Source organism: Armatimonadota bacterium, assembly GCA_020354555.1.
GTDB lineage: Bacteria > Armatimonadota > Hebobacteria.
Window position 1 is genome coordinate 4,384,428 of record CP070648.1, and the last position, 21,691, is coordinate 4,406,118.

The following is a 21,691-nucleotide window of genomic DNA, read 5'->3' on the forward strand; positions in this document are numbered from 1 at the left end:
AGGGAGATACTGCCCGGGGGGGCGAGCGGTGTCAGTGGACAATTGCCGCGCGTTGCGTCTGCGCCGGGGAGTGTTGGCCTCGACAACGAAGCACGCGGCGTGCTACGCCTTGCCGCACCACTCGACGCACATCAACGCGAGCGCCTGAGCCGCCTGCACCACCTGGCGGAAGTCTATCTTCTCCCCCGCCGCGTGCGCGTCCGAGATGCTCCCGGGGCCGACGACGATCGTCGGCATCTTGCCGCGGTGGTGATACAATCGCGCGTCGCAGCTCACGTTCCAGCCGTAGACCTCGGACGCGAGCCCTAGGTCGCGGCATGATGCCGCAAGCGCCGCGACCGCGGGGTGATTCGGGTCGTCCGCGTAGGCGTCGTTGTGCAGCTTCGGGAAATCCAGCTCGAAGTGGGCGCGCGTCCACTCATCGGCGCCGGCCTCGATGACCTCGCGCAGTTCGGTCTTTATGGCCTCCATCGGCTTGTTGGGCAGGAAGCCGACGCCGCCCTCGAGTATTGCCTCACCCGCCACGGTTGAGGGCCAGTCCCCTGCGCGCATCACTCCCAGGTTCACCTGCACCGGCCGGTCGTAGCGCTCGAACAGCGGCTGCCCGGCGCTCTCAGCGACGATGCGGCGCTCGTACTCCCGCAAGGCCGGGAACAGTGCCGCCGTCTTCTCGATCGCATTGACCCCCTCGTGCGCCCGCCCCATGTGCACCGACTTGCCCGTCACCCGCAGGCGGAACCAGATGGCGCCGCGGTTCGCAGGATGAATCTGCAGGTTGGTACCCTCCAGTATCACCGCCGCGTCTGCGCGATACCCCTGCCTAATAAGCGCCAGCGCGCCGTTGCCGCCCACCTCCTCGTCTATGACGAACTGGGCTTGCACGTCGGCCTTGAGTCTGACGTCTGCATCGTCCAGGCCGTGCAGGGCGAGCAGAATGGCGACGACTTGCCCTTTCGCATCGCACGCGCCGCGGCCGACGACGAGATCGCCGTCAACCGCCGGATCGAAAGCCTCCGCCCACGACTGCGCCGGCACGACGTCGAGGTGGCTCTGCACGATGAGGCTGCGCCCGCCGCCCGCCCCGCGCCGGTGCGCGACGATGTTCGGCCGGTCCTCGTAGGTGAGATCCTGTTCGCCGAAGGTGTAATCGGGATCCTGCTTGAGGTCGGGCGGGGCAAGCACCGCTTCCGCATCTACGCTGAGCTGCCGACAGTGCTCGAGCACGCGGTCGCAGGCAGGTCCTTCACAGCCCGTGGTGCTGGGAATCCGAATCAGCTCAAGCAGCAGATCGCGCGCCTCGTCGGCTCGCGACTGAACTGCGTCGCACAGTCTCTTCGCGAGGTCGTCCATGGGGTCACATAGTGGGACCGGATGCAATCCTGTCCATCCGCTCAGATGTCCACCTTCTGACCGCTGCGCAGGCTGTCCTCGGCGGCGCAGGCGATCTTCGTCACCTCCAAGCCGTCATCGCCGGTCGCGAACACGCCGTGCAAGCCCTCGGATTCACCGCCGTCCCTGAGGAAGGCGACGTTGTACGCGAAGTCCGCGATACTCTCGATACCGTAGCCGAGCCAGACGGTGTCGCCGCGCTTGTCCATCGTCTCGCGCAGAAAGCCGAGGTTGTGCGTCTGCATGCCGTTCGCGGAGAAGCACGAGCGCGCGCCGCGATCCTGCGAGTCCACCTCGATCATGCCCTCCGTTCCCACCAGGCGAATGCCCTGGTTGACGATCGCCTCGAACTGATCGGGCAGGATCCACGACGTGTCGAAGGTCACCACCGCGCCGTTCTGAAACTCGACTTGCGCCTGCACGCTGTCGTACGTGTCCACCCCGAGGCCCGCCAGCTTTCTCTTCTGTCCCCGCGCGAACACCGACCTGCCGTCGCTCTTCAGCACCCAGCGCGCGAGGTCGTAGAAGTGAACCCCAAGGAACCACACCGGCGATGACTGCGGCGCCCACTGCGGGAACCAATCGCGCGGCACCTCGATCCGGTCCTCCATGTGACAGTACCCGTACAGGACATCCCCGAGCTTGCCCTGGCGTGCGAGCCTCTCCAACTCGAGGTGGTACGGGTCATACCGCTTGTGAAAATCCACCTGGAGCAGCAGGCCCGCCTTCTGCGCCGCCTCGACCATCTCGCGGCAGCCCGCGACCGTCACGTCGAGCGGCTTCTCGACCAACACGTGCTTGCCCGCGGCCAGCGCGTCGAGAGTCACCTCGCGGTGCGCAAAGTCCGGCGTCACGACGGTCAACGCGTCCAACTCCTCGCGCTCCAGCATCTCGCGATGGTTCGCGTACCCGCGCACGCCGAACTGCCGCGCGGCTTCAGCCAGCCGCTTCTCGTCGAGGTCCGCGGCCGCGACGACCTCGGCCACGCCCTCGCGCGCGGTCTGCGTGAACGCCCGCAGGTGATTGACCCCGAATGTCCCAACACCGACTACGCCGATCTTGACCACTGCTCCCTCCTACTGCGGGATCGTGCCTTTGCCACGGCGCCGTCCCGCCCGTCAACGCGATTGCCGGGAGCACCCGGGAACGCACGTCCGTGCGCCCTGCACTGCTCATGTGCGATGGCACGGCCGATAGCCACCGCGCTCAACCTGCAGCTGCCGCCAGCACCTCGTCGAGGATGTCCACGCCCTGCGCGAGTTGCTGCTCCGTAATCACCAGCGGCGGCGCGATGCGCAGGACATTGCCGTACAGACCGATCGGCGCGATCATGAGCAAACCCCGTTGGGCTGCTTCCAGCACGATGCGGCCGGCCCGCGCCGCATCCGGCTCCTTGCTTCCTTTGCTCCTCACGATCTCGAGCCCCCACACCAGGCCCATGCCGCGCGCCTGGCCCAGGCATTCGTGCCTTGCCTCGAGTTCGGCGAATCGCCGGGCGAGGTACTCGCCCCCGCGCGCGGCGTGGTCCGGCAGCTGCTCCTCCATGATGACATCTATGTTCTTGAGCGCGGCGCGCGCGCCGAGAGGATTGCCGCCGTGGGTGCTCGACATCGAGCCGGGGCCGAGCGAGTCCATGATGCGAGCTTCGCCTACAACCGCCGCAACCGGCAGCGTGCTCGATATACCCTTGCCTAGACACAGGAGGTTCGGCGTCACATCGTAATGCTCGAACCCGAACAGCTTCCCGGTGCGACCGAACGAGGCCTGCACCTCGTCAATGATGAGCACGATCTCGCGCTCGCGGCACCAGCGATCGAGCTTGGCCATCCACTCCGGCGGCGGGATAATCGAGCCCGCCCCGCCCTGGTACGTTTCCGTGATGACCGCCGCGATGTCGGATTCCGTTTCGGTCTCGACGAACCAGTCCAGATAATCGAAGCACCAGGTGCCGCATTCCGGATATGTCTTGTCGAACATGCAGCGGTAGCAGAAGGCGAACGGCGCCAGGTAGATCTGCGGCACGAACGGCCCGAAGCCGCGCGTCCCACTGCCACTGCGCTTGCCGCCCGCCGACATCGCGCCGTAGGTGCGCCCGTGGAACGCGCCTTGGAAGGCGATAATCTCCTTGCGCCCGGTGCACTTGCGCGCCATCTTCATCGCCGCCTCGGTCGCCTCCGAGCCCGTCGTCAAGATGAACGCACGGTCGAGGTTGGGCGGCGTGATCTCGACCAGCCTCTTCGCCAGCAGTGGCCGGTACTCGTTGACGAAATCGTAGCAGTTGATGACCCGGCCCGCCTGCTCCTGCACCTCGCGCACGATCGCCGGATGCGAGTGGCCCGAGTTGACGACGAGCACGCCGCTGGAGAAATCGAGGTACACGTTCCCGTCAACATCGGTCACCCACACGCCGTCGGCCTCGGCCCACACCACGGGCGGCTGATCGCTCATCGAGCGCGGCTCGTAACGGCGCGACAGCTCTAGGTACTCGCGCGCCCGCGGCCCGGGTATCTCAGTGAGCTTCCTGATCACGGTTTCCTCCGGGAGAAGAACGACGGGGGCGCACTCGCCCCCGGCATGCGACCCGGGCCATGTATTTCGGCGCGAGCACGACAAGACCTGCCGACGGCGGCGCGCCGCCCCGCCAAGGACGCAACGCTCCAGCCCGATGTGATACGCCACAGGAAACTCGCCGGCGCGGGCCGAACAACTACCCCGTGTTGCGCTTCGAGATCACCCACCGCGATCCGGTTACGGCGGCTCGCGCGGCGCGCATGGCAACGCGCGCCGGCGGCATCGCCACGCCCGCGTTCATGCCGGTCGGCACCCAGGCGACGGTGAAGGCGATCACCCGCCGTGAGCTGCTCGAACTCGACGCGCAGATCGTGTTGTGCAACGCGTATCACCTCTATCTTCGGCCGGGAGTGGAAGTCGTCGCGGGCGCCGGCGGCCTGCACGGGTTCATGAACTGGGAGCGCCCCGTCCTCACTGACAGCGGCGGCTATCAGATCTTCAGCTTGCAGTCGCTGCGCCGCGTCACGGATGACGGCGTGACGTTCCACTCGCACCTCGACGGCTCCGAGCACTTCTTCACGCCGGAGCGCGCCGTCGAGGTGCAGCAAGCGCTCGGCGCCGACATCATCATGGCGCTCGACGAGCCAGTGGGCTATCCGGCGGACCGCGCTGCGACGGAACAGGCGACCGAGCGCTCCGACGCCTGGGCCCGCCGCTGCCTGGACGCATTCAGACCCGACGCCGGGCAGGCCCTGTTCGGCATCATCCAGGGCGGCATGCAGGCCGATCTTCGCCGGCGCAGCGCCGAGCGCATCGGCGCTCTCGGGTTCTCCGGTATCGCCGTCGGCGGGCTGTCGGTCGGCGAGCCCAAAGAGCTGACCTTCGAGATGCTCGACCACAGCCTCGCGTCGGTTTCCGAGACGCTCCCGCGCTACCTGATGGGCGTCGGCGCGCCGCCGGAGATGCTGCAGGCAATAGCCGCGGGCGTTGACCTATTCGACTGCGTCCTGCCCACGCGGCTCGGGCGCAACGGCGCCGGGTTCACCAGTCGCGGCAGGCTCAATCTCAAGAACGCGCAATACGAGCGCGATCCGGCGCCCCTCGACCCGGAGTGCGATTGCCCGACCTGCCGCGAGCACTCGCTCGCCTATATTCGCCACCTCTACAAGGCCGGAGAGATCCTCGCCGCCCGCCTCGTGACGTACCATAATTTGCACTTCTACTTCCGCCTCATGGCAGGCGCGCGCGCGGCCATTGCACAAGGCCGCTTCGGTGAGTATCTCGAGCGGTGGCAGCGGGTATATGCAGAATAGGAGAAGGCTTGTGGAATATCCATACATGCCGCGTCCGCCGCGCGCTCGTTGCCAGGACCGTTAGGCCATCCTTCGGTGCCCATTCCGGCGCCGCTGACTTCACCGGGGCGGCGCGATCTGAGAGATGCGGGACTCGGCTGATTCGCAGGGACACAACATGACGGTTGCGACCATCACACTTCAAGACGTCACGGCGCGCGAGGTCGTCCGCGCCTACCTCACCAAGGCCGATCGTAACATGGAGTCGATCGGCTACACGGAGCACGGGTTCCGCCACGCCGAGATCGTCGCCGCCCGCGCGCGCCAGCTCGTGCTCGACCTCGGGCTGGGCGAGCAGACCGGGGAACTTGCAGCGATCGCCGGATATCTCCACGACATCGGCAACGTCGGAAGCCGCGTCGCCCACGGGCAGATCAGCGTCATGCTCGCGTATGACATCCTGCGCGAGATGGGCATGCCGCCCGACGACCTCGCCGAGGTCATGGCCGGTGTCGGCAATCACGAAGAGGAATACGGCGAGCCGTTCGGCGACGTCGCCGCCGCCGTGACCATCGCCGACAAGTCCGACGTCAGCCGCACGCGCGTGCGCAACCCCTCGCCCGACGCCTTCGATGCGCACGACCGCATCAACTACGCCGCCATCTCCTCCGCGGTCGAGGTTGACCTCGAGCGGAAGATCATCGCGCTGCGCCTGGATATCGACCCCGCGCTCGGCTCGATCATGGAGTACTTCGAGCTCTTCCTCACGCGCATGGTCGCCTCGCGGATCGCCGCGCGCCAGTTGGGGTGTCAGTTCTCGCTCGTCATCAACGGCACGAAACTGCTGTAAGCTCACAGATGGCGCGCGGCGCAGAGAGCAGCTAACCTACGTGGCTCACGCCTGTCGTCGGTCGGCGCCACCGTCTTCGTGTGCAGCCGCCCTGAGTGCTCAGAGGTCACTCATGACGGTTGTACCCCGCGCTCTGCATGCGGCCTGAAGTCGTCATCAACCGTCCGGCGCGATCGCCGGCGTCAAGCTCCGATGGGGAACGGCGGGATGCCTGAGGCCGTCGTGTCGCTCGGCTGGCTCGGGCCCGTACACTGCCAACGACGAGGTCGAAGCCGCTCGCGCGCTACGCGCACAGCCGATTCCCGATGTACTCCGACGCGGCCGGAACCGCGGTGTTCACGGCGTCGGCGCTGGTGTCCAAGGTATAGCGCACGAAGGCGCCGTCGGGGGCGGGCAGACTCCACTGCGACACCCACATCGCCAATTCGTCGGGCTCGAAGATTACGCTCTGGAGCGTTCCGGAGTTGCAGATCGAGTTGTAGGTGAGGGTCTGTCGGCGCAGCAGCAGGTCGTAGCGGTCGGCCAAGATGCTGCGCATCGCCGCAACGTCAATCTGCCCGTAGGCCTGCTCCGCGAGATCGCACATGCGGATGTAGCGCGAGACGGCGGAGGGGGGAGCGAGCTGATTCGACGCCATGGTCGCGGACATCCGATTGTCGGAGACCACCATCACCGCTTTCCTCGACCGACGGCGCGCGGCTGCGTTGGCCGATATCTCAATGGCGATCGCCTCGGGAACGCGCCAGTCGGTGACGGCCAGATTGAAGCCGCCGGTCTTGGGGGTCATGCGCACGATCTCGTACGCGTCGTCGAGAGAGTCGGCGTACTGCATGATCTTGCGCAACAGGAATACCAGCGGTGTGCCGTCCCACGATACGTCTCGATCCCACGCCCCAACTTCGGTGATCGTGAGTCCGGCCGAGTTCATGGCGGTGAAAACCCCCGCCACTCCCGCCCAGCACGCCGAGATGAACGAATTGCCGGTGCGCGGGTGATACTCGATCACCCGGGCGCTGCTCTGCACCTCCTGGGTCGACGGGAAATCAAGGTTGCGCCCGTGAAGCAATCGGCCCGACGCTGTTGCCGGCCCGAACGCAACGAGATTGACGCACATCGCGGACTGACAGGTCAGGATGCTGTCGGTGTCGAAGAACGTGTTGAGCGCGAGGACGTCCTCATAGTCCACGCGCGCGGCGCAGGCGATCGCCTGCATTTCCTCGACGTATTCCGGGTCGATCCTCTCCTCGAAGCCTTTGATCCGACGCCGGATTTCGTCGTAGGGCGTCTCGAACACCTCGGCGCTGCGCCGCAGGAAGCTCTCGATTACCTCTGCGATCTCGACGCTCAAGGCGCTGCCGTGCTGGTGCCCGATCTCGCCTGCCGAACCCGTCAGCGTGATCTTGGCGGTACCGATTCGGTCGGACAATTGCTGCTCAGTCACTGGTCAATCCCCCTATCGGTGGGTGTCACAAGCTATCGGCCGTCGCCCCCGCAACCGCCTGGCCCTCTGGCTCGCTCGTCATGTATTGGCGCAGCAGGGGCGGTATGAACTTGCGATGTTTCGCCGGCACGTTGCGCACCAGCGTGCCGAAGAACTCCGGCAGAATCTCGGGGTAGTCACGCTGCAAGCGGCCGACAAGGATGATGGCCAAACGCATGACGTGCTGGGTCAACTCACAGTCGTAGGGGTCGGGCTGATCCATCCTGCCGTTCGACATGGCGCCGTGGGCGTAGCACCCGCCGCCGCAGAGATAGCGTCCCCAGCAGTGACGGCAGCTCGCCTTGGCGTCAACGTGCTGGCTGCAGAAGACGTCGCGCATCTCTTCGTTGGGCAGCGTGCTGATGGTGCCCATCGTCCAGTCCGCCATGCCGATGAACCCGAGGCACGGGTAGACCCGGCCGTCCGCGCCAATCGCCAACATGTCCTTGCCCGCGCGGCAGCGATGCGTCATGTGCTCGCGGCTGAACACGCGCTTAACGAAGCGCCCGAAGTAGTCGTTTGCTCCCACCAGTGAGGCAAGCAGGCCGAAGTCGCCCTGCGCGCACCGCGCGAGCAGGTAGTCCGCGAGCTCCGCGTACGACTGCTTGATCAGCGCAAGGCTGCGATCCTTGATGCCCATAGTGTGCCCACAGCGAAGCTTGGGAATGGTGAAGGATATGGCCTTGCCGCCCTTCTTGTAGCACCATCGGATCGAGTTGCAGACATCCGTGTTCAGCGGTGACAGCACCCCTGCCAGTTCGACGTAGAGGTCATCGCACGCCAGGATCTCGTCGAGCTTCGGCTCCAGGAGTTCGTATGAGCCGGCGCCGGACGGGAACTGGCGGGCGCGATCGTGCGCTTCAGGAGGGCCGTCAAGGCTGACTGAGATGTCCATATTGTACGCGCGGAAGAACTCGATGATCTCCGGGGTCAGGAGCAGGCCGTTCGTACTGATGGACAGGTTGACCTCGACGTGATGCTGCGACGCCACGTCACGACAATACTCCGCGGCTTGGCGAATGACGGCGAACTGAAGCAGCGGCTCGCCGCCGAAGAAATGAATATCGAATATCTCGGAGCCCGCCCCAAACACGCGGAAGACGTAGTCCAGCGCGCGGCGCAGCGTCAGCCAGTCCATCGTCGCGCCGCCGCCGGCGCGCAGCCCCTGATATCCATCGTAGCAGTACTTGCAGCGCAGATTGCAGCGGTCGGTGAGAGCGACGGTGGCCTGGCAGTAGCATGATTTGCTCGGAATGGTCAGACTCTCGTCTCGCGAGGGAGCGCGCGGCAGGAGCCCCGCACGTCTCACCTGATCCACCTCGCGATACGCGCGACGCACCGCGTCCGGACCGTGCAAGGAGGCAAGGTGCTGCAGATCCTCGGCGCTATCGGGATTAGCCTCCAGCACGTCGGCGAGAACGTTCTGCACCGCGAAAAGACGACCGCTTCTGATGTCGAACGCGAACCGGCCGTCCCCCGCCCGAACCACCTCATACCCGCGATTGGTCCTGGGACTCGTCATCTTCTTGCGCTCCCTCCACTGTCTGCCTCAGGCGGCTATCGGGACCTCCCCGTTGGCCGCGACGCCGACGGCCGCGGGTATCCGTCGCGCGGCGCGGATGATGACCTGGACATTGGCCAGAAATGATGCCCAGCGAGCAGGGTCCTGCCTGATGCGTGCGATCTCCAGCAGCGCACCCTCGGTCAGCCCTTGCTTGAGCATACAATCGCTCTCGACGGGCCGATTGATCGCGCCGTTGACCTTCAGCATGAGCCCGGGGCACGAGCGGCAGATCAGACGCAACCAACACTGCTCGCACTTCGGATTCTCCGACTTCACGTTATCTCGAAACACCCGCCACACCCGCCTGTAATCGCGCGAGTCCTGGATCGCTTCGTCGCGCAGGGCATTGCCCATGCGGAAATCATCGCGCCCGATGAACATGTGGCACGGGTAGATGTCGCCCGTCGGGGTCACGGATATCGAATTCACGGCTGCCGGGCAGAAGCGGTCACAGGCGGCCTGGGACGCGAACATGATGCAGGGGGCCATCATCAGGCCCGTGACGTCGATGCGCTGGTCGCCTCGCGCAACACCCCGCAAAGCCTGCCGCGCGTGTTCTACGTGTTCCTCGCGATTGGCGCTCCACTCCGGCGCAAATTCCGCCTGCGCCGGACCCGTCGCCGCGGCAGGCGAGATGACGACTTCTGGTACTCCGAGCCGCTCGCTCAGGAATGAGGACAGTTCAGCGGGCCCCATCCCCGCATGCTGATGCAGGCGCGTGTACGTCGCTGCGATCGCTCTCGGCTCCCGCCCGTCGGTCACTGCCTGCAGTCGCGCGATGTTGTCCGCAACGACCGCGAAGGAGCCGCGTCCATCCGGGAGCTGGCGAAGCTCGTCATGCAGCGACTGTGGGCCATCGCAGCTCACGACGACCTCAAGCCCGAAGCGGCGGACGAGTTCGCTGAACGCAGACGGCAGCGCGGCCAGATTCGTCGCCACCCGCAGCGACGGCAACTCATCCAGCACCCCTTCATCGTACAGGCTGCGCGCCGCGGTACACGCCGCTTCGATGGCGTCGAGCGCGAGCGCTGGCTCGCCGCCGAAGAACTGGATCAGGCTGATGCTGCGCGCGCAGTGCGCCAATCGGCGCACCACCTGCTCCGCGGCCGTAGGTACCATGCGCTCCCGCGGGAGCCCGTAGGGGCCGCCGTCGGCATAGCAGTAGCGGCACCGCATGTTACAGTCGTGGCTGACGTGCAGGGAGAGACGGTCAATTGGCCCTGGCTCGGGTGGAGCCGGCGGCGGCTGCATCGTGGGAGCCGCCGCCAGCGCCATCTGCACCTTGGCAGACGACAGGTCCGCTCCTCCGAACTCGGATAGCCGCTTCGTTGCGCCCTCCGCGGGTTCGGGGCAACGGCCGTCGAGCCTCGACATACGCAACAGGCGCCCCGTCGCGGGATGATATGCCACCGACACGTCTGGTGCGCGCACCTGGCGCACCAGTCCCACTAATCCCCGCTCTCCGGTCGTCGTTGGCAACCCGCGCCTCCCGTCTAGCCGCGAACGGCCGCACCTCCTAGACGGCGCGACCCGGCACCGTCAGCAACAAGTCCACAGCGCTCCCGCGGTCGGCTCTATCTCGATGTGTCCGTCCGGGAGCAGTGACGCAAGATCCTCGAGCTCCGACAAGTCGATCGCTTCACATTCGGCCTGTCCTGTGGTCATCTCCATCCGCCGCACCTCCAGATTACTGGCTACAAGGGGCGCCACTACATATAGGTGCGATGACACGGTCGAATCCTACAACAATCTGCAGCCTCCGAGGGGTGCCGACGGCTGCGCGAGGCGCTGGCGGCGGCGCGCTATGGCATCGGTTCCGCGAAAACGGGGATGAGGGGTCACGTATTCAGCGAAAAAGGCGAGGGATTGCTCTACCGGCGTCGGTGTGTCAACGCGCGGCGCGCCAACGAGGGGGTCATGCGGCAGGGCCTCGTTGCCAGGGGTATCGGCCGCTTCTCTGACAGCCCAGACTCTGTAACGGCGCGAGCGAGCCTAGCTGACCGGTACGCTTCGCCGACCGTAATCCACGTCGGCCGCTACCAAGTCGAGGGAGGAAGTCTCAGCAACGACGGTGAGCCGCGCCTGTCGCCGCAGGCTCCGGTAGCAGAGGCGCCAGCAGCTCACCCCTGCTACGCCCAGTCTCTCGTCGCGGTTCTCGGAAATCACCGCTCCGTGTTCCTGCCAGAACTGGCGGACGCAGGAGGAACCCAACAGGATCCCCGCGACGCGGTTGTCAGCGGCGTAGCGACACTCCAGGCATTCCCACACCATCCGTGCTTCCTGCGGGTGACGCGCGAGGCGACTGGCGGCGGATGGCAGACTGATCAAGCGCCCGGAGCAAGCCGGACACTTGGCCTGGCCGGAGAGCACCCGCCGCGCCATCTGGAACACGGCATCGCTCGATGCGAAGACGAACCCATCGCCGAGCGTGTCCACTGGCCCCTGCCAGAAGTTCGACTGCGTGATCGGTGTCAGTCGCTCCCCGCTGCACGCGGGGCAGAACGTCTCCAGCCGTTGGGTCTCTCCGGGTAGTACTGACGCCCGCCACTCCAAGCGGTGCCGCCCACAAAGCGGACAGCTTATCGTCAGCGCGCCCTGCGTCCTCAGCCGCAGACCTTCACGGATCCGTGCCGCGTCGCGTCGCTGCCTGCGCTCGAAGCGCGACTTCAGCTCTTGCCGCGCGCGTGTCAGCGTCCCTGACACCGTGCCCAGAGGAACCTTGAGTTGAGCGGCGATGTCCTCCTGATCCAGACCTCGGATGTAGTGCAACTCCGCCAGCCGCGACATCTGCGGCGACAGCTCCTGCATCAACGAGCAGAGGTCGGCGCGTAGCTCGCTCGAGTCGAAATCATTGCGGGGATCCGGACACAGATCCGGCACCAGCTCGACGCTCGCGGCGCGCTGGCTCCTGAGCTGCTGCTTGCACACGTTGCCCGCGATGGCCAGCAGCCACGAACCGAAAGCCTTCGGCTCGCGTATCATGTGGATGTCGCGGTACGCCTGGAGAAACGTCTCCTGACACGCGTCCTCAGCCGCCGTCTCGCTCGCGAGGATGTTCTTGGCCTTGGCGTAGACCCGCGGCCGGTGAAGATCGGCCAGAACGGAAAACGCAGCTTGATCGCCCCCGCGAGCCCGCGCAACCAGTTGCACCTCGTCCAGGTCGCACAGTTCAGACGGTCTAGTTCTATCCCGTACCAGCATCATCCGGATTCGCAGCTCTCCCGACGATCCTCTTCTTATATTATACCTGCTCGGCGCACCCCAGCGCCAGTGCCGCACGGTCAGCGCGCCGCGCATCGTCCACGCCGTATCAAGGGCCGAGAAGGGGCTCCGGCCACCTCGAACTGGCTATTCGCCGCACATCCCGGATTCGCCTCCCTCCCCGAGCGCCCATATCCGATCGCGTTCTCTAACCGAGACCAGGCACCGTTCACCCCCCCCGCCGGCCGCCTTCGGGCGTCGCCGCCGCGGCATGCCCCGCGTTACGTCAGCCCTCTTCGAGCAGGTTGCACGCGGTAATCCTAGGGTGCCCGTCAGCCCAGGCGACGCGCAGGGTCTTGACCTGGAAGGGCCGGAACTCTAGGCTCGTCGGTCGCTTGGCCCCGCTCATCTTGATCGCTGCGCGGGTCCGCCGACCGAGGGTCTCACTCAGGCGCAGGATGAGTTCGTCCGCCTGCTCCGCCTTCTTCAACGCCGCGACCACGACCGTGGGCGGCGTCACTTCCAGACGCGGCGCAACACTCTCGCACGGGTCCGTTCCCGGCGTCGGTTGATGGTACATGAAGGACGGCTCCAGCGGCAGGTTCAGCTCCATGGCGGCGGGGATCAGAGCCTTCGCTGTGGCGGCTGCCTTCCCCCACAACAACCGAAACCGGAAGTCGTGCTGCCCCTGGTCAATGTACGTGTGATGCTCGTTGGCCCGTGCCGCGCCGTCGCCGAAGCGGCAGTGGACGGCGCCTCGCAGCAGGCTCAGCCCTAGCTCACCGTTGCTCCTGGCGTGGAAACCGTACTGCCCGTCGTTCGCGATACCCACCGCGAGCCGATCCGCGCCCTTCTCCGCCAGTCGAACCCACCGCCCGCCGACGCTCTCCGTGCCGTCACTGGGCCGCTCGATGGCGGCGAACGGCACCTCGCACACCGCCCGGCACTCCCTCAGCCGCAACGGCAGCACCCACTTCAAGCATTCCCGCCGCTCCTGCCAGTGGACGCGTAGGTTCACGTCCACGTAAGGCAGGTCCGCGTAGAACGTGAATTGCTGGCATACCCGAGACCGCCGCCAGCCGACCAGCGATTGCACGGTCACGCTCACCGGCCCCCGGGAGAGCACATGGAGCGCCGGCACGTCGCCGCGCTCCTCACCCGCCCACCGCGCCACCTCCTTTGCGGTCAGGGGCGCGAAATCGCCGAGCGGCTCGTTGAACGTCGCGTTCTCCTCACCGCCCCACGCGTCGAGCGTGTCCTTCGTGGCCACCGGCCGGACGCTGCCGCGCAGCAAGTTGCGCCCGCTGCGCTTGTCAACCAGCGACGCCAGCCCGCCCGTCGAGCGCAGGAACCTCGCCCGCATCCAGCGATTCTCAACCGTGATGGCCGCTTTCGTTTCCCTCACCGTCATGGGCGAGGCGCTGGCGGCCGGCTCCTCGCTCCGCCGGATCTCGTAGCGCCGCACGGACAGCGCCGGGACATCGGCGACGAACGTCGCGTTACGGTGCCAGGTCCCGGCCGTCCGCTCGTAGGTCCCGCCGGTGTCTTGGGACGGCACCTTGCGCCCGGCGTCGTCATACAGCGCAAACGGCTCGCGCTCGCGCGGCGGCATATACGCCATGAGGAAATCCAGGCTCACCGGCGCCGTCATCGCGGAGCCATGAGGATTGAAGACATAGACGGGGATCGTACCCGGCTGCGGCGCGACACTAGGCAGCAGCGCCAGCTGCGCGCTCAGTCGCAGCCGGCGGCAGATGTCGGCCGAGCGGCCGAAGATCTCCATCACGTCCTGGTACGCCGCCTCCGCCGACGACCCCGCCAAGATATCGTGGAACGTGTTGAATAGCACGCCCTTCCACGCCGTTTCCAGCTCCGCGTGCGGGTACTCGCGCCCGCGCTCGCGCCAAGCGATAGCCGACCAGCGCTCCGCCGAAGTCAACAGCGCTTCGCCGCGGCGCATCGCTCGTTTGACGGGTGCCATCGAGGTGTAGCAGCCGGCAAAGCTGCGCTGCAGATCGCCTTTCCGCAGCGGATACGCCGAGGCCGGCTTGAGCCGTGCGAGATACGCCTCGGGCGTGCTGTGACGGATCTCGACCTCGGTATGCTGCGCCATGAGCACGCGGATCGTATCGAGATCCTTGCGTGTCGCGCCGCCGCCGTGGTCGCCGAGGCCCCACAGGACCAGCACATCCTCGCCCGTCTCTCGCGCGAGTTCGACTGCTCGCCGGATGCTGTGAATCGCGTGCCCCTCCGGGGTGCCGTACCACCCCGCCGCCGGGCGCAGCGCCAGGATCTCGGAGCCGTCGAGACCCCGCCACCGATACTGCGGCGCAGGGAGGTCTATCAGCACCCCGGGCGGACGGCAGTGCAGGTACATTTCATAACCGCTCTGGCGCAGCAACTGCGGCAGGCTGCCGTTGTGCCCGAACGAGTCGAAGTTGTACGCCACCTTCGGCCGCACCCCGAACCGGTCGGCGAAGTAGCGCCGGCCTGCCGCGATCAGTCGCACGAAGGTCTCCCCGCCGGGCATGTTGCAGTCCGGCTGCAGATACCACCCGCCGGAGATGTTCCAGCGACCGACCTCCACGAGTTGCCTGATGCGCGCGAACAGCGCCGGGTCGTATTCCTCAACCCACTCGTAGAGCACGCTCTCGTTGTGATTGAAGACGAATTCGGGGTATTCGTCGAGGAAATCCGCCGCGGTGCGAAAAGTCGAGATCGCCTCCCGGGCGCCTTCCTCCCAGTGCCACATCCAGATGGGATCAATGTGGGCGTTGCAGACGAGATGGATCACCGGTGTACGCTCGGACATGTACCTCTCTCTCTCGTGGTTGGTTCGCCGCCGGCGCGCGGACGCACGCGTCGCAAGACAGCGCACACCGTTTCGCCGACGAGGAGTCGCGCACCTGCGTGCGGAGTCGTCGGCCGCCTGTTGCTCCAAGAACGCGACTGGCTCGGCCTCATTGCCCCCAGCCGCGCGTGCCAGCCGCGCACACAGCACGATCCCAGGGGCATCGTCGTGCGCCCGGCGGGAAAGCCGCAGGGCGCGTGCGCGCCCGCAGCGAAATGCCCTTGCGATCCATGGAGATACCAAACGACGACCGCTTGTCGCCGCAGCCGGACGCCTGCCGTCGCCGCCTCACTTGGCGCGCGTTCTTCATCGGCGTGGCGTTTGTCGTCTACTTCGGGGTCGGCGGGCCGGGTGGGCACGGCGGATTCCATCTGCCGCCGGGCTCGCTGTTCGTCCTCGTCATCCTCGTCGGCATCTTCAACCCGGTCGCGCGGCGGCTCGGCCTGCGCACCCTCAGCCCGTCCGAACTCGGCCTGATCTGGGCCATGGTGCTCGTCGGCCTGCTGTCCGGCGGCATGGCCGCTTACCTGCCTCCGTCCATTGCGGGGCCGCGCTACTTCGCCTCGGCGGAGAACCAGTGGGCGCGACTGCTCCACCGCTACCTGCCCTCGTGGCTCTTCGTCTCCGATCCTGAGGCGATCCGGACGTTCTACGAAGGCCTCCCGGAGGGCGCGCGTACACCATGGCGTTTGTGGCTCTCGCCGGTTCTGATGTGGTTCATCCTCGGCTTCGCTTTCTACGCCATGATGGCCCTCGGCGCCGTGATACTGCGCCGCCAATGGGTCGAACACGAGCGGTTGTCCTTTCCCATCGTGCAGCTGCCCGCCGAACTCGCCCTTGATGCCGGCGGCATCCCCGGCCGCCGACCGATTCTGACTAATCGCCTGCTCTGGCTCGGGTTCGCGGTCGCGGCGGGCTTTCACACCATCAACAATCTCCACGCTCATTTCCCGGTCGTCCCTTTCCTCGCGCGCGACATTCCGATCCCGTTGTGGACGCTCCCGCGGCCGTGGAATCAGGCCCATCCGATCTACCTCTTCATGATCCCGACCGCGATCGGCTTCGCCTACCTGCTGCCCACCGAGGTCTCGCTCTCGTTCTGGTTCTTCTTCCTTTTCGCGCGGCTCGAAGCCGTCGTCGGCGGCGCTCTTGGCTTCGCTATGCCGTACTCCGCAGGATACATGGCGCGTACGTTTCTCTCGCACCAGGAGTTCGGCGCGTTTCTCGCAGTGGCCGGGGCCATTCTCTACGCCGCGCGGGGTCACCTCCGAACCGTGTGGCACACCGCTGTGCGCCGCGACGGGGCCGACAGAGACGAGCCGGTCTCCTATCGCCTCGCCGTCTTCGGCTTCCTGGGCGCGGCGATTGCCGCCGCGATCTGGTTCGTCGCCGCGGGACTGCCGGCACTGCTCGCCGCTGTGGTCATCCTCGTCTTCTTCGGCATCTGCCTCGTGGGCAGTTGGGCGATCGCGGCGGGCGGCGTGCTGTTCCTGCAGAATGCCTTCGGCCCCACGCGCATCTTCGTTACTGCCGTCGGGTCGCAAGCGCTCACGCCCTCCGGCCTCACCATGCTCAAGATCCCGGAGCAGGTCTTCATGTCCGACCTGCGCTCGCTCGAAATGCCCAACTTCTTCAACGGGCTGCGCGCGGCCGACGACGTCCGCGCGCGGCGCAGCGCCGTGTTCTGGGGCATGATCGCGGCGCTCGTGGTCGGCGTCGTCGCCTCGATGACCAAGAACATCTGGTCGAGCTACCGCTACGGCGCGCTGACGTACGGCTCGAACTGGGCGAACATCCAGGCGGCGCAGATCCCCGGCCGCTCGATATCCACATGGCTTCAGGCGCCTGCGGATGCCGACCCCTTCTACTTGCTGTGGATTGCCACCGGCGCGGGAACCGTCGCCGCGCTGTTCTGGCTGCGCGCGCGCTACGTCGGCTGGCCGCTCCACCCAATCGGGTTCACCATTGCCAGCAGCTACGCCATTTATGTCCTGTGGTTCCCGTTCTTCGTGGGCTGGCTCATCAAAGGGTTGGTCGTGCGCTACTCGGGCCTGCGCGGGTTCCTGCTGCTGCGGCCGGCGTTCCTGGGACTCATCCTGGGCGACTGCGTCTCCGGCGCCGTCTGGGGCATCGTCACGTACTTCACTCACGCCGGCTTCCCGCTGTGGCCGGGATAGATCACGGCAGGCGTGACTGCGCCGGCATCCGCGGCTCACAGCGGTCCCGTCCGGTGCGGCGCGCCGGGCAGGATACCCCGGCGGGCTCGCGGAAACAGATCACGGCCACGAGGCCAGGAGGTAGAAACAGTGTCTGCGACGCACAAGTGGCGACTCGTATCCCTCATCCTCTTCCTCTTGTCCCTCGCCCTGGCAGCCAGCACGATCGCGTTGGGTCGGGCCTATTACCGAGCGTGGCTTCGCCCCGCTGCGGTGGTCGAGGGTCACAAGATCCCGATCCGTGACCTGTATGGTCGCTTGCGGGAGCAACATGGCCGGGATCAGCTCGCCAAGATGGTCACCGAGGTGTACATCCCGATCGCCGCAGCGAGGGCCAACGTCACCGCGACCGAGGATGAGATAGACCAGAAGATCGCCGCACTCAAGCTGCGCTGGGGCACGGACGAGGAGTTCGAGAGCTTCCTGCGCTACGGCCTGCGCATAGACCCGGCGCAACTACGCGACCAGGTGAAGCTGCTCATCCTCGGCGAGAAGTTCATGCTCGCCAGCACGCCCATCGGCGAGCAAGAGGTCCGCGCTTACTGGGAGGAGCACAGGGACGAGTTCCGTCATCCCGAGCTGTTCCGCGTGCTGAAGATGACGCTGGGGTCGGAGAGCGAAGCGCGCGAGGTGCGCGAGCAGCTCGCGCAGGGCGCGGATTTCTCGGCGATTGCGGCCGACAAGTCGTACGACCCCTACACCAAGATGATGCGCGGCCGCTTGCCCAAGCCGGTGCCGCTCACGGAGTTCTCGACCGACCCGCGGTACAAGGAGGTATTCGCGGATCTGAAGCCCGGCGAGGTCACCCCGCCCATGCAGGCGAATTTCGGCATCATGTTGGTCAAACTGCTCGAACGGATCCCGCCGCACGAACCGGACTACGAGGCGGATCGAGCGGATGCCGAGGAGCGCGCCCGACGGCGCAAGATCGGTGATCCCAACGCATGGATGTTGCGCCACCTCAAGCAGGCGAACGTCGAGAATCTCCTCTTCGGCAGCGACTGGGACGTCGGCCCCGCAGGGCCGGTCCCGGGCGCCGCGGGGCCGCAAATGGGCGAGTGACACGGCGCCGAGCGTCGCGCTCGGAGGCGCCCTCGGCAGGCTCCTTCCTATGTGGGATCGGCACGACAAAAAACGCGCAACGCCCGGGCAGGAGCGGCCGGAGGGAGAGCGAAAAGCGAGAACTAATGCTGTTGCGACTCTGCGCGGGAAAGGAGGGATGTTAGACTCAGCGCACTGTGGGTCCCGGTTACCATGATTGTGGTTGTGGACTCCATTGAGAAAGGACAACGACATGCTTCGAACGTCACTGTTGACGCTGGCAGTCCTGTTGCTGACTGCGACCTGTGCCCTGGCGACCGACAACAACTACTCGGTCGTCAGCCAGGAGCTGATGGTTGCCATGCCGGATGGCGTCCAGTTGGACACCACGTGGTGGCGCCCTGACGCCTCTGGCAACTTCCCCCTGGTCATGGGCGTGCACGGATGGGGCGGTCACAAGCACCAACTCGACGACGTCGGCTGGAACCTCGCTAACAAGGGCTACATCTGCGTCGCCTATACCAGTCGGGGTCTGTTCGATTCCGAGGGTATGGCCCAGTACGGGCGCATTGAGGTGGACGACCTGATCGACATGATCACGTGGTCCATCAGCAACCTCCCCGTAAACACGAGCAAGATCGCCGTGTCGGGTGGTTCCCACGGCGGCGGCGTGGTGATGATGGCCACCGCCCGCGACCACCGCATCACCAACTGCGTCGCCATGTGCGCCTACCACGACCTCTCGTGCATGACGGCTTACTGGGACCAATCCTACCGCTGGCTGTTGGTCAACGGCATGTACTACAGCGCGGTCATCAACGGCACGGTCGACCCGGTGTGGGGCGACAAGCTCAAGGATGAGGCGGACTGCGGCTGGGAGTGCATGGACCTCAACGATTGGCACAGCCGTTCGCCAATCAATTACAACAACCAGTTGACCCAGCCTATCTACTTCCTGCACGGCACCGAGGATCCGGTCGTCTTCCTCGATGAGTGCGTCGCCAACTACAACAGTGTGGCGACTCCCGCCGCCAACAAGAAGATCCAATGGTGGCCGGGCGGTCACGACCCCGCGGGCTTCGACGACTGGCCGTCAGACTCGTGGAACCACATCTTGCGCTGGCTCGACTACTGGTTCTACGGCGAGCAGAACGGGATCATGCAGGAAGATCCGTTCGGCGGCTGGCCGCGCAGCGGTTCCTGGACGCAGAAATACTACCTGCGCGACGGCGTCCTCAACCCGTCGAAGCCGGGCTCGTGGGGACTGGGCGACTGGTACTTCCGCACCAACCAGTCCTCGGTCATCTACTACTACACCCCGCCCGAGTTCTGGCTCGGCCTCTACGAGCTGGAGTGGATGGAGCCCTACACGGTCAACGATGTGCCGTCCAACGAGGAGATCGTGTTCTCCACCTCCACTCTGGGCAGCCCGCTCACCATCGCCGGGCAGGCGACGCTGAAGCAGTACTGGAACACGACCGAAGGCCACGAGCTTCAGCTTTGCCCCTGGCTCTACGACGTCAATCCCAGTACCGGGATCGAGACTAAGATCACCAAGGGCATGAAGACCCGCCGCGATCTGCCCAACTACTCAAGCGGGAACTGGACCGTCAACCTCGTGAGCAGGCCGTACACCGTGCCCGCCGGGCACCAGCTCAAGCTCCAGGTCGCCACCAACGACTGGCAGGAGGTTCGGCCGCTGCCGAACATCTTCTGGCTCTACCTTAAGACCGACTGCCGCTGGTACCCGTCGGCGCTGTCGTTCCCGCGGCTGTAGCTTGCGCTGCAGCTTTGGGCGACAGTGTCTCACGACGAACCCCGGGCCGGGATGTCCTCCCGGCCCGGATCCCTCTTATGCCGCATCACCGGCTCGGCTGGCTTGGCCGGATAGCGCACGATGAGGAACCTTGGGGCGACGAAGCCCACCGCTGCCTCGGCGGCGCGTGCCCGACCCCGTGCTCGGTTCGCAGGACTCACCGTCGCGAAGCCCTGGAAGGCGGCGCTGCGCCATTCCCGCATACGCGCTGTGCCAGGCCCCCGCCTCGTTAGCGCCATGTGTCTCTGCTGAAGGTTTCCCCGCTCCTCGGCCCGAAACAATCGCCGACGCTACCCTCCGGAGGTGTGCCACCATGAGGCGATGGCCCCAGTCCGCACGTTTCACGACGTATCTTTTCCTGGCAGCGCTTGCCTGCCTGTTGCTCCTGCCACCGGTAGCGGCGCAGCAAGCCGCCGACGTCCAGACGTCCATGGTGCCCATGAGCGACGGCGTGCAACTCGCCACGGACGTTCGGCCCGGTGAAGGCGACGGCCCCTGGCCGGTGATCCTGCTGCGAACGCCATACGGCCGGAAGACGACCATGGGCGGCCTCGGGGAATACGCTATCGTCACCCAGGACGTCCGTGGCCGCGGTGATTCCGAGGGTCACGCCCGCGCCTTCTTCGACGACGGCTGGGGCGAGCATCAGGACGGCCTCGACACCGTGAAATGGATTCTCGCGCAGCCCTGGTGCAACGGCAGGATCGGCACCGCCGGCGGCTCCGCCCTCGGCATCACCCAGAATATGCTCGCGGGCGCCAACCCGCCCGGCGTGCTCGCCCAGCAGATCGTCGTCGCGGCCGGCAGCATGTACCATCACACCTGCTATCCCGGCGGGGTATGGCGCGAGGCCCTCGTCGGCGGCTGGCTCAAGCAGACGAACTGGCCGCCTGACAATCGCGAGTTGATGCTCGCCCATCCGGCCTACGATGACCTGTGGCAGACCACCGACTCCATCGCTCGCATCGAGCAGCAGCGCGTCAACATCCCCGCCATTCACATCGGCGGTTGGTTCGATATCTTCACCCAGGGCACCATTGACAGCTTCGTCTCGCGGAGCAGCATTTCGCCCAATCAGTGGATGATCGTCGGCCCCTGGCCGCACGGCGTCGCACGCAAGGTGGGCGAACTGGAATTCCCCGAGAACGCGGTTGACATACCGAAGCCGGGCATGGACGCGGAGTTGTGGTTCGACTTCTGGATTAGAGCTGAGGACAACGGGATGCGCCAGCTCCCGCGCGTGCATTACTATGTCATGGGCGCGTGCGGCGAAGACGGCGCGCCCGGCAATGAGTGGCGCAGCCGTGAGACGTGGCCCGTTCCGGCCGACCCGACCGAGTTCTTTCTCGCGCCCGGCGGCCGCCTCCGCACTTCCCGTCCCATCACCGCGGGCAGCGCAAGCTACGAGTACGATCCCGCCAATCCGGTTCCCACTCGCGGCGGCGCGAATCTGTTGATACCTGCCGGCCCCATGGATCAA

At 66.2% G+C, this 21,691-nt stretch carries 14 protein-coding genes; 6 read left to right on the forward strand and 8 right to left on the reverse strand.

Features of this window, described 5'->3' with window-relative positions:
• Positions 1-102 precede the first annotated feature (102 nt).
• The 3 genes from JSV65_17950 to JSV65_17960 all read right to left on the reverse strand — a co-directional run bounded on the left by JSV65_17950 (position 103) and on the right by JSV65_17960 (position 3,918).
• Positions 103-1,350: an ArgE/DapE family deacylase gene (locus JSV65_17950; GenBank protein UCH34383.1), complete on the reverse strand. Its 1,248-nt coding sequence runs from the start codon at positions 1,348-1,350 to the stop codon at positions 103-105.
• 41 nt (positions 1,351-1,391) lie between these two features.
• Complete coding sequence (locus JSV65_17955; GenBank protein UCH34384.1) at positions 1,392-2,456, reverse strand: Gfo/Idh/MocA family oxidoreductase; 1,065 nt, start codon at positions 2,454-2,456, stop codon at positions 1,392-1,394.
• A 139-nt stretch (positions 2,457-2,595) separates the two neighbouring features.
• On the reverse strand, positions 2,596-3,918 hold the full coding sequence (locus tag JSV65_17960) for an aspartate aminotransferase family protein (GenBank protein ID UCH34385.1): 1,323 nt from the start codon (positions 3,916-3,918) through the stop codon (positions 2,596-2,598).
• Between the two features lie 185 nt (positions 3,919-4,103).
• Between JSV65_17960 and tgt the strand changes: the two genes are divergently transcribed.
• Together tgt and JSV65_17970 are read left to right on the forward strand one after the other, a co-directional pair.
• Complete coding sequence (gene tgt / locus JSV65_17965; protein ID UCH34386.1) at positions 4,104-5,213, forward strand: tRNA guanosine(34) transglycosylase Tgt; 1,110 nt, start codon at positions 4,104-4,106, stop codon at positions 5,211-5,213.
• Between the two features lie 157 nt (positions 5,214-5,370).
• Positions 5,371-6,042, forward strand: a complete 672-nt coding sequence (locus tag JSV65_17970) for an HD domain-containing protein (protein UCH34387.1) — start codon at positions 5,371-5,373, stop codon at positions 6,040-6,042.
• 283 nt (positions 6,043-6,325) lie between these two features.
• Here the strand turns inward: JSV65_17970 and JSV65_17975 are convergent, their stop codons facing one another.
• The 5 genes from JSV65_17975 to JSV65_17995 all read right to left on the reverse strand — a co-directional run bounded on the left by JSV65_17975 (position 6,326) and on the right by JSV65_17995 (position 15,099).
• Entirely contained in the window at positions 6,326-7,483 is a 1,158-nt protein-coding gene (locus tag JSV65_17975; GenBank protein UCH34388.1) for a hypothetical protein, read from the reverse strand.
• Between the two features lie 25 nt (positions 7,484-7,508).
• The gene (locus JSV65_17980) at positions 7,509-9,044 is read right to left on the reverse strand and encodes an SPASM domain-containing protein (GenBank protein ID UCH34389.1); all 1,536 of its coding nucleotides are present in this window, start codon (positions 9,042-9,044) and stop codon (positions 7,509-7,511) included.
• Between the two features lie 27 nt (positions 9,045-9,071).
• On the reverse strand, positions 9,072-10,565 hold the full coding sequence (locus JSV65_17985) for an SPASM domain-containing protein (GenBank protein UCH34390.1): 1,494 nt from the start codon (positions 10,563-10,565) through the stop codon (positions 9,072-9,074).
• Positions 10,566-11,078: 513 nt separating this feature from the next.
• Positions 11,079-12,290 carry a sigma-70 family RNA polymerase sigma factor gene (locus JSV65_17990; GenBank protein ID UCH34391.1) on the reverse strand — a complete coding sequence of 404 codons (1,212 nt, stop codon included), beginning with the start codon at positions 12,288-12,290 and terminating at the stop codon, positions 11,079-11,081.
• Positions 12,291-12,573: 283 nt separating this feature from the next.
• The gene (locus JSV65_17995; GenBank protein ID UCH34392.1) at positions 12,574-15,099 is read right to left on the reverse strand and encodes an alpha-mannosidase; all 2,526 of its coding nucleotides are present in this window, start codon (positions 15,097-15,099) and stop codon (positions 12,574-12,576) included.
• A gap of 260 nt (positions 15,100-15,359) precedes the next feature.
• Here JSV65_17995 and JSV65_18000 point away from each other — a divergent pair, with 260 nt between their 5' ends.
• The 4 genes from JSV65_18000 to JSV65_18015 form a co-directional block, all read left to right on the forward strand.
• The gene (locus tag JSV65_18000; GenBank protein ID UCH34393.1) at positions 15,360-17,315 is read left to right on the forward strand and encodes a hypothetical protein; all 1,956 of its coding nucleotides are present in this window, start codon (positions 15,360-15,362) and stop codon (positions 17,313-17,315) included.
• Positions 17,316-17,444: 129 nt separating this feature from the next.
• Positions 17,445-18,416 carry a peptidyl-prolyl cis-trans isomerase gene (locus JSV65_18005; protein UCH34394.1) on the forward strand — a complete coding sequence of 324 codons (972 nt, stop codon included), beginning with the start codon at positions 17,445-17,447 and terminating at the stop codon, positions 18,414-18,416.
• Between the two features lie 232 nt (positions 18,417-18,648).
• A complete protein-coding gene (locus JSV65_18010; GenBank protein UCH34395.1) occupies positions 18,649-20,172 on the forward strand; it encodes a prolyl oligopeptidase family serine peptidase in 1,524 nt (507 codons plus the stop codon).
• 352 nt (positions 20,173-20,524) lie between these two features.
• A partial coding sequence (locus tag JSV65_18015) for a CocE/NonD family hydrolase (protein ID UCH34396.1) occupies positions 20,525-21,691 on the forward strand: 1,167 nt, incomplete at its 3' end.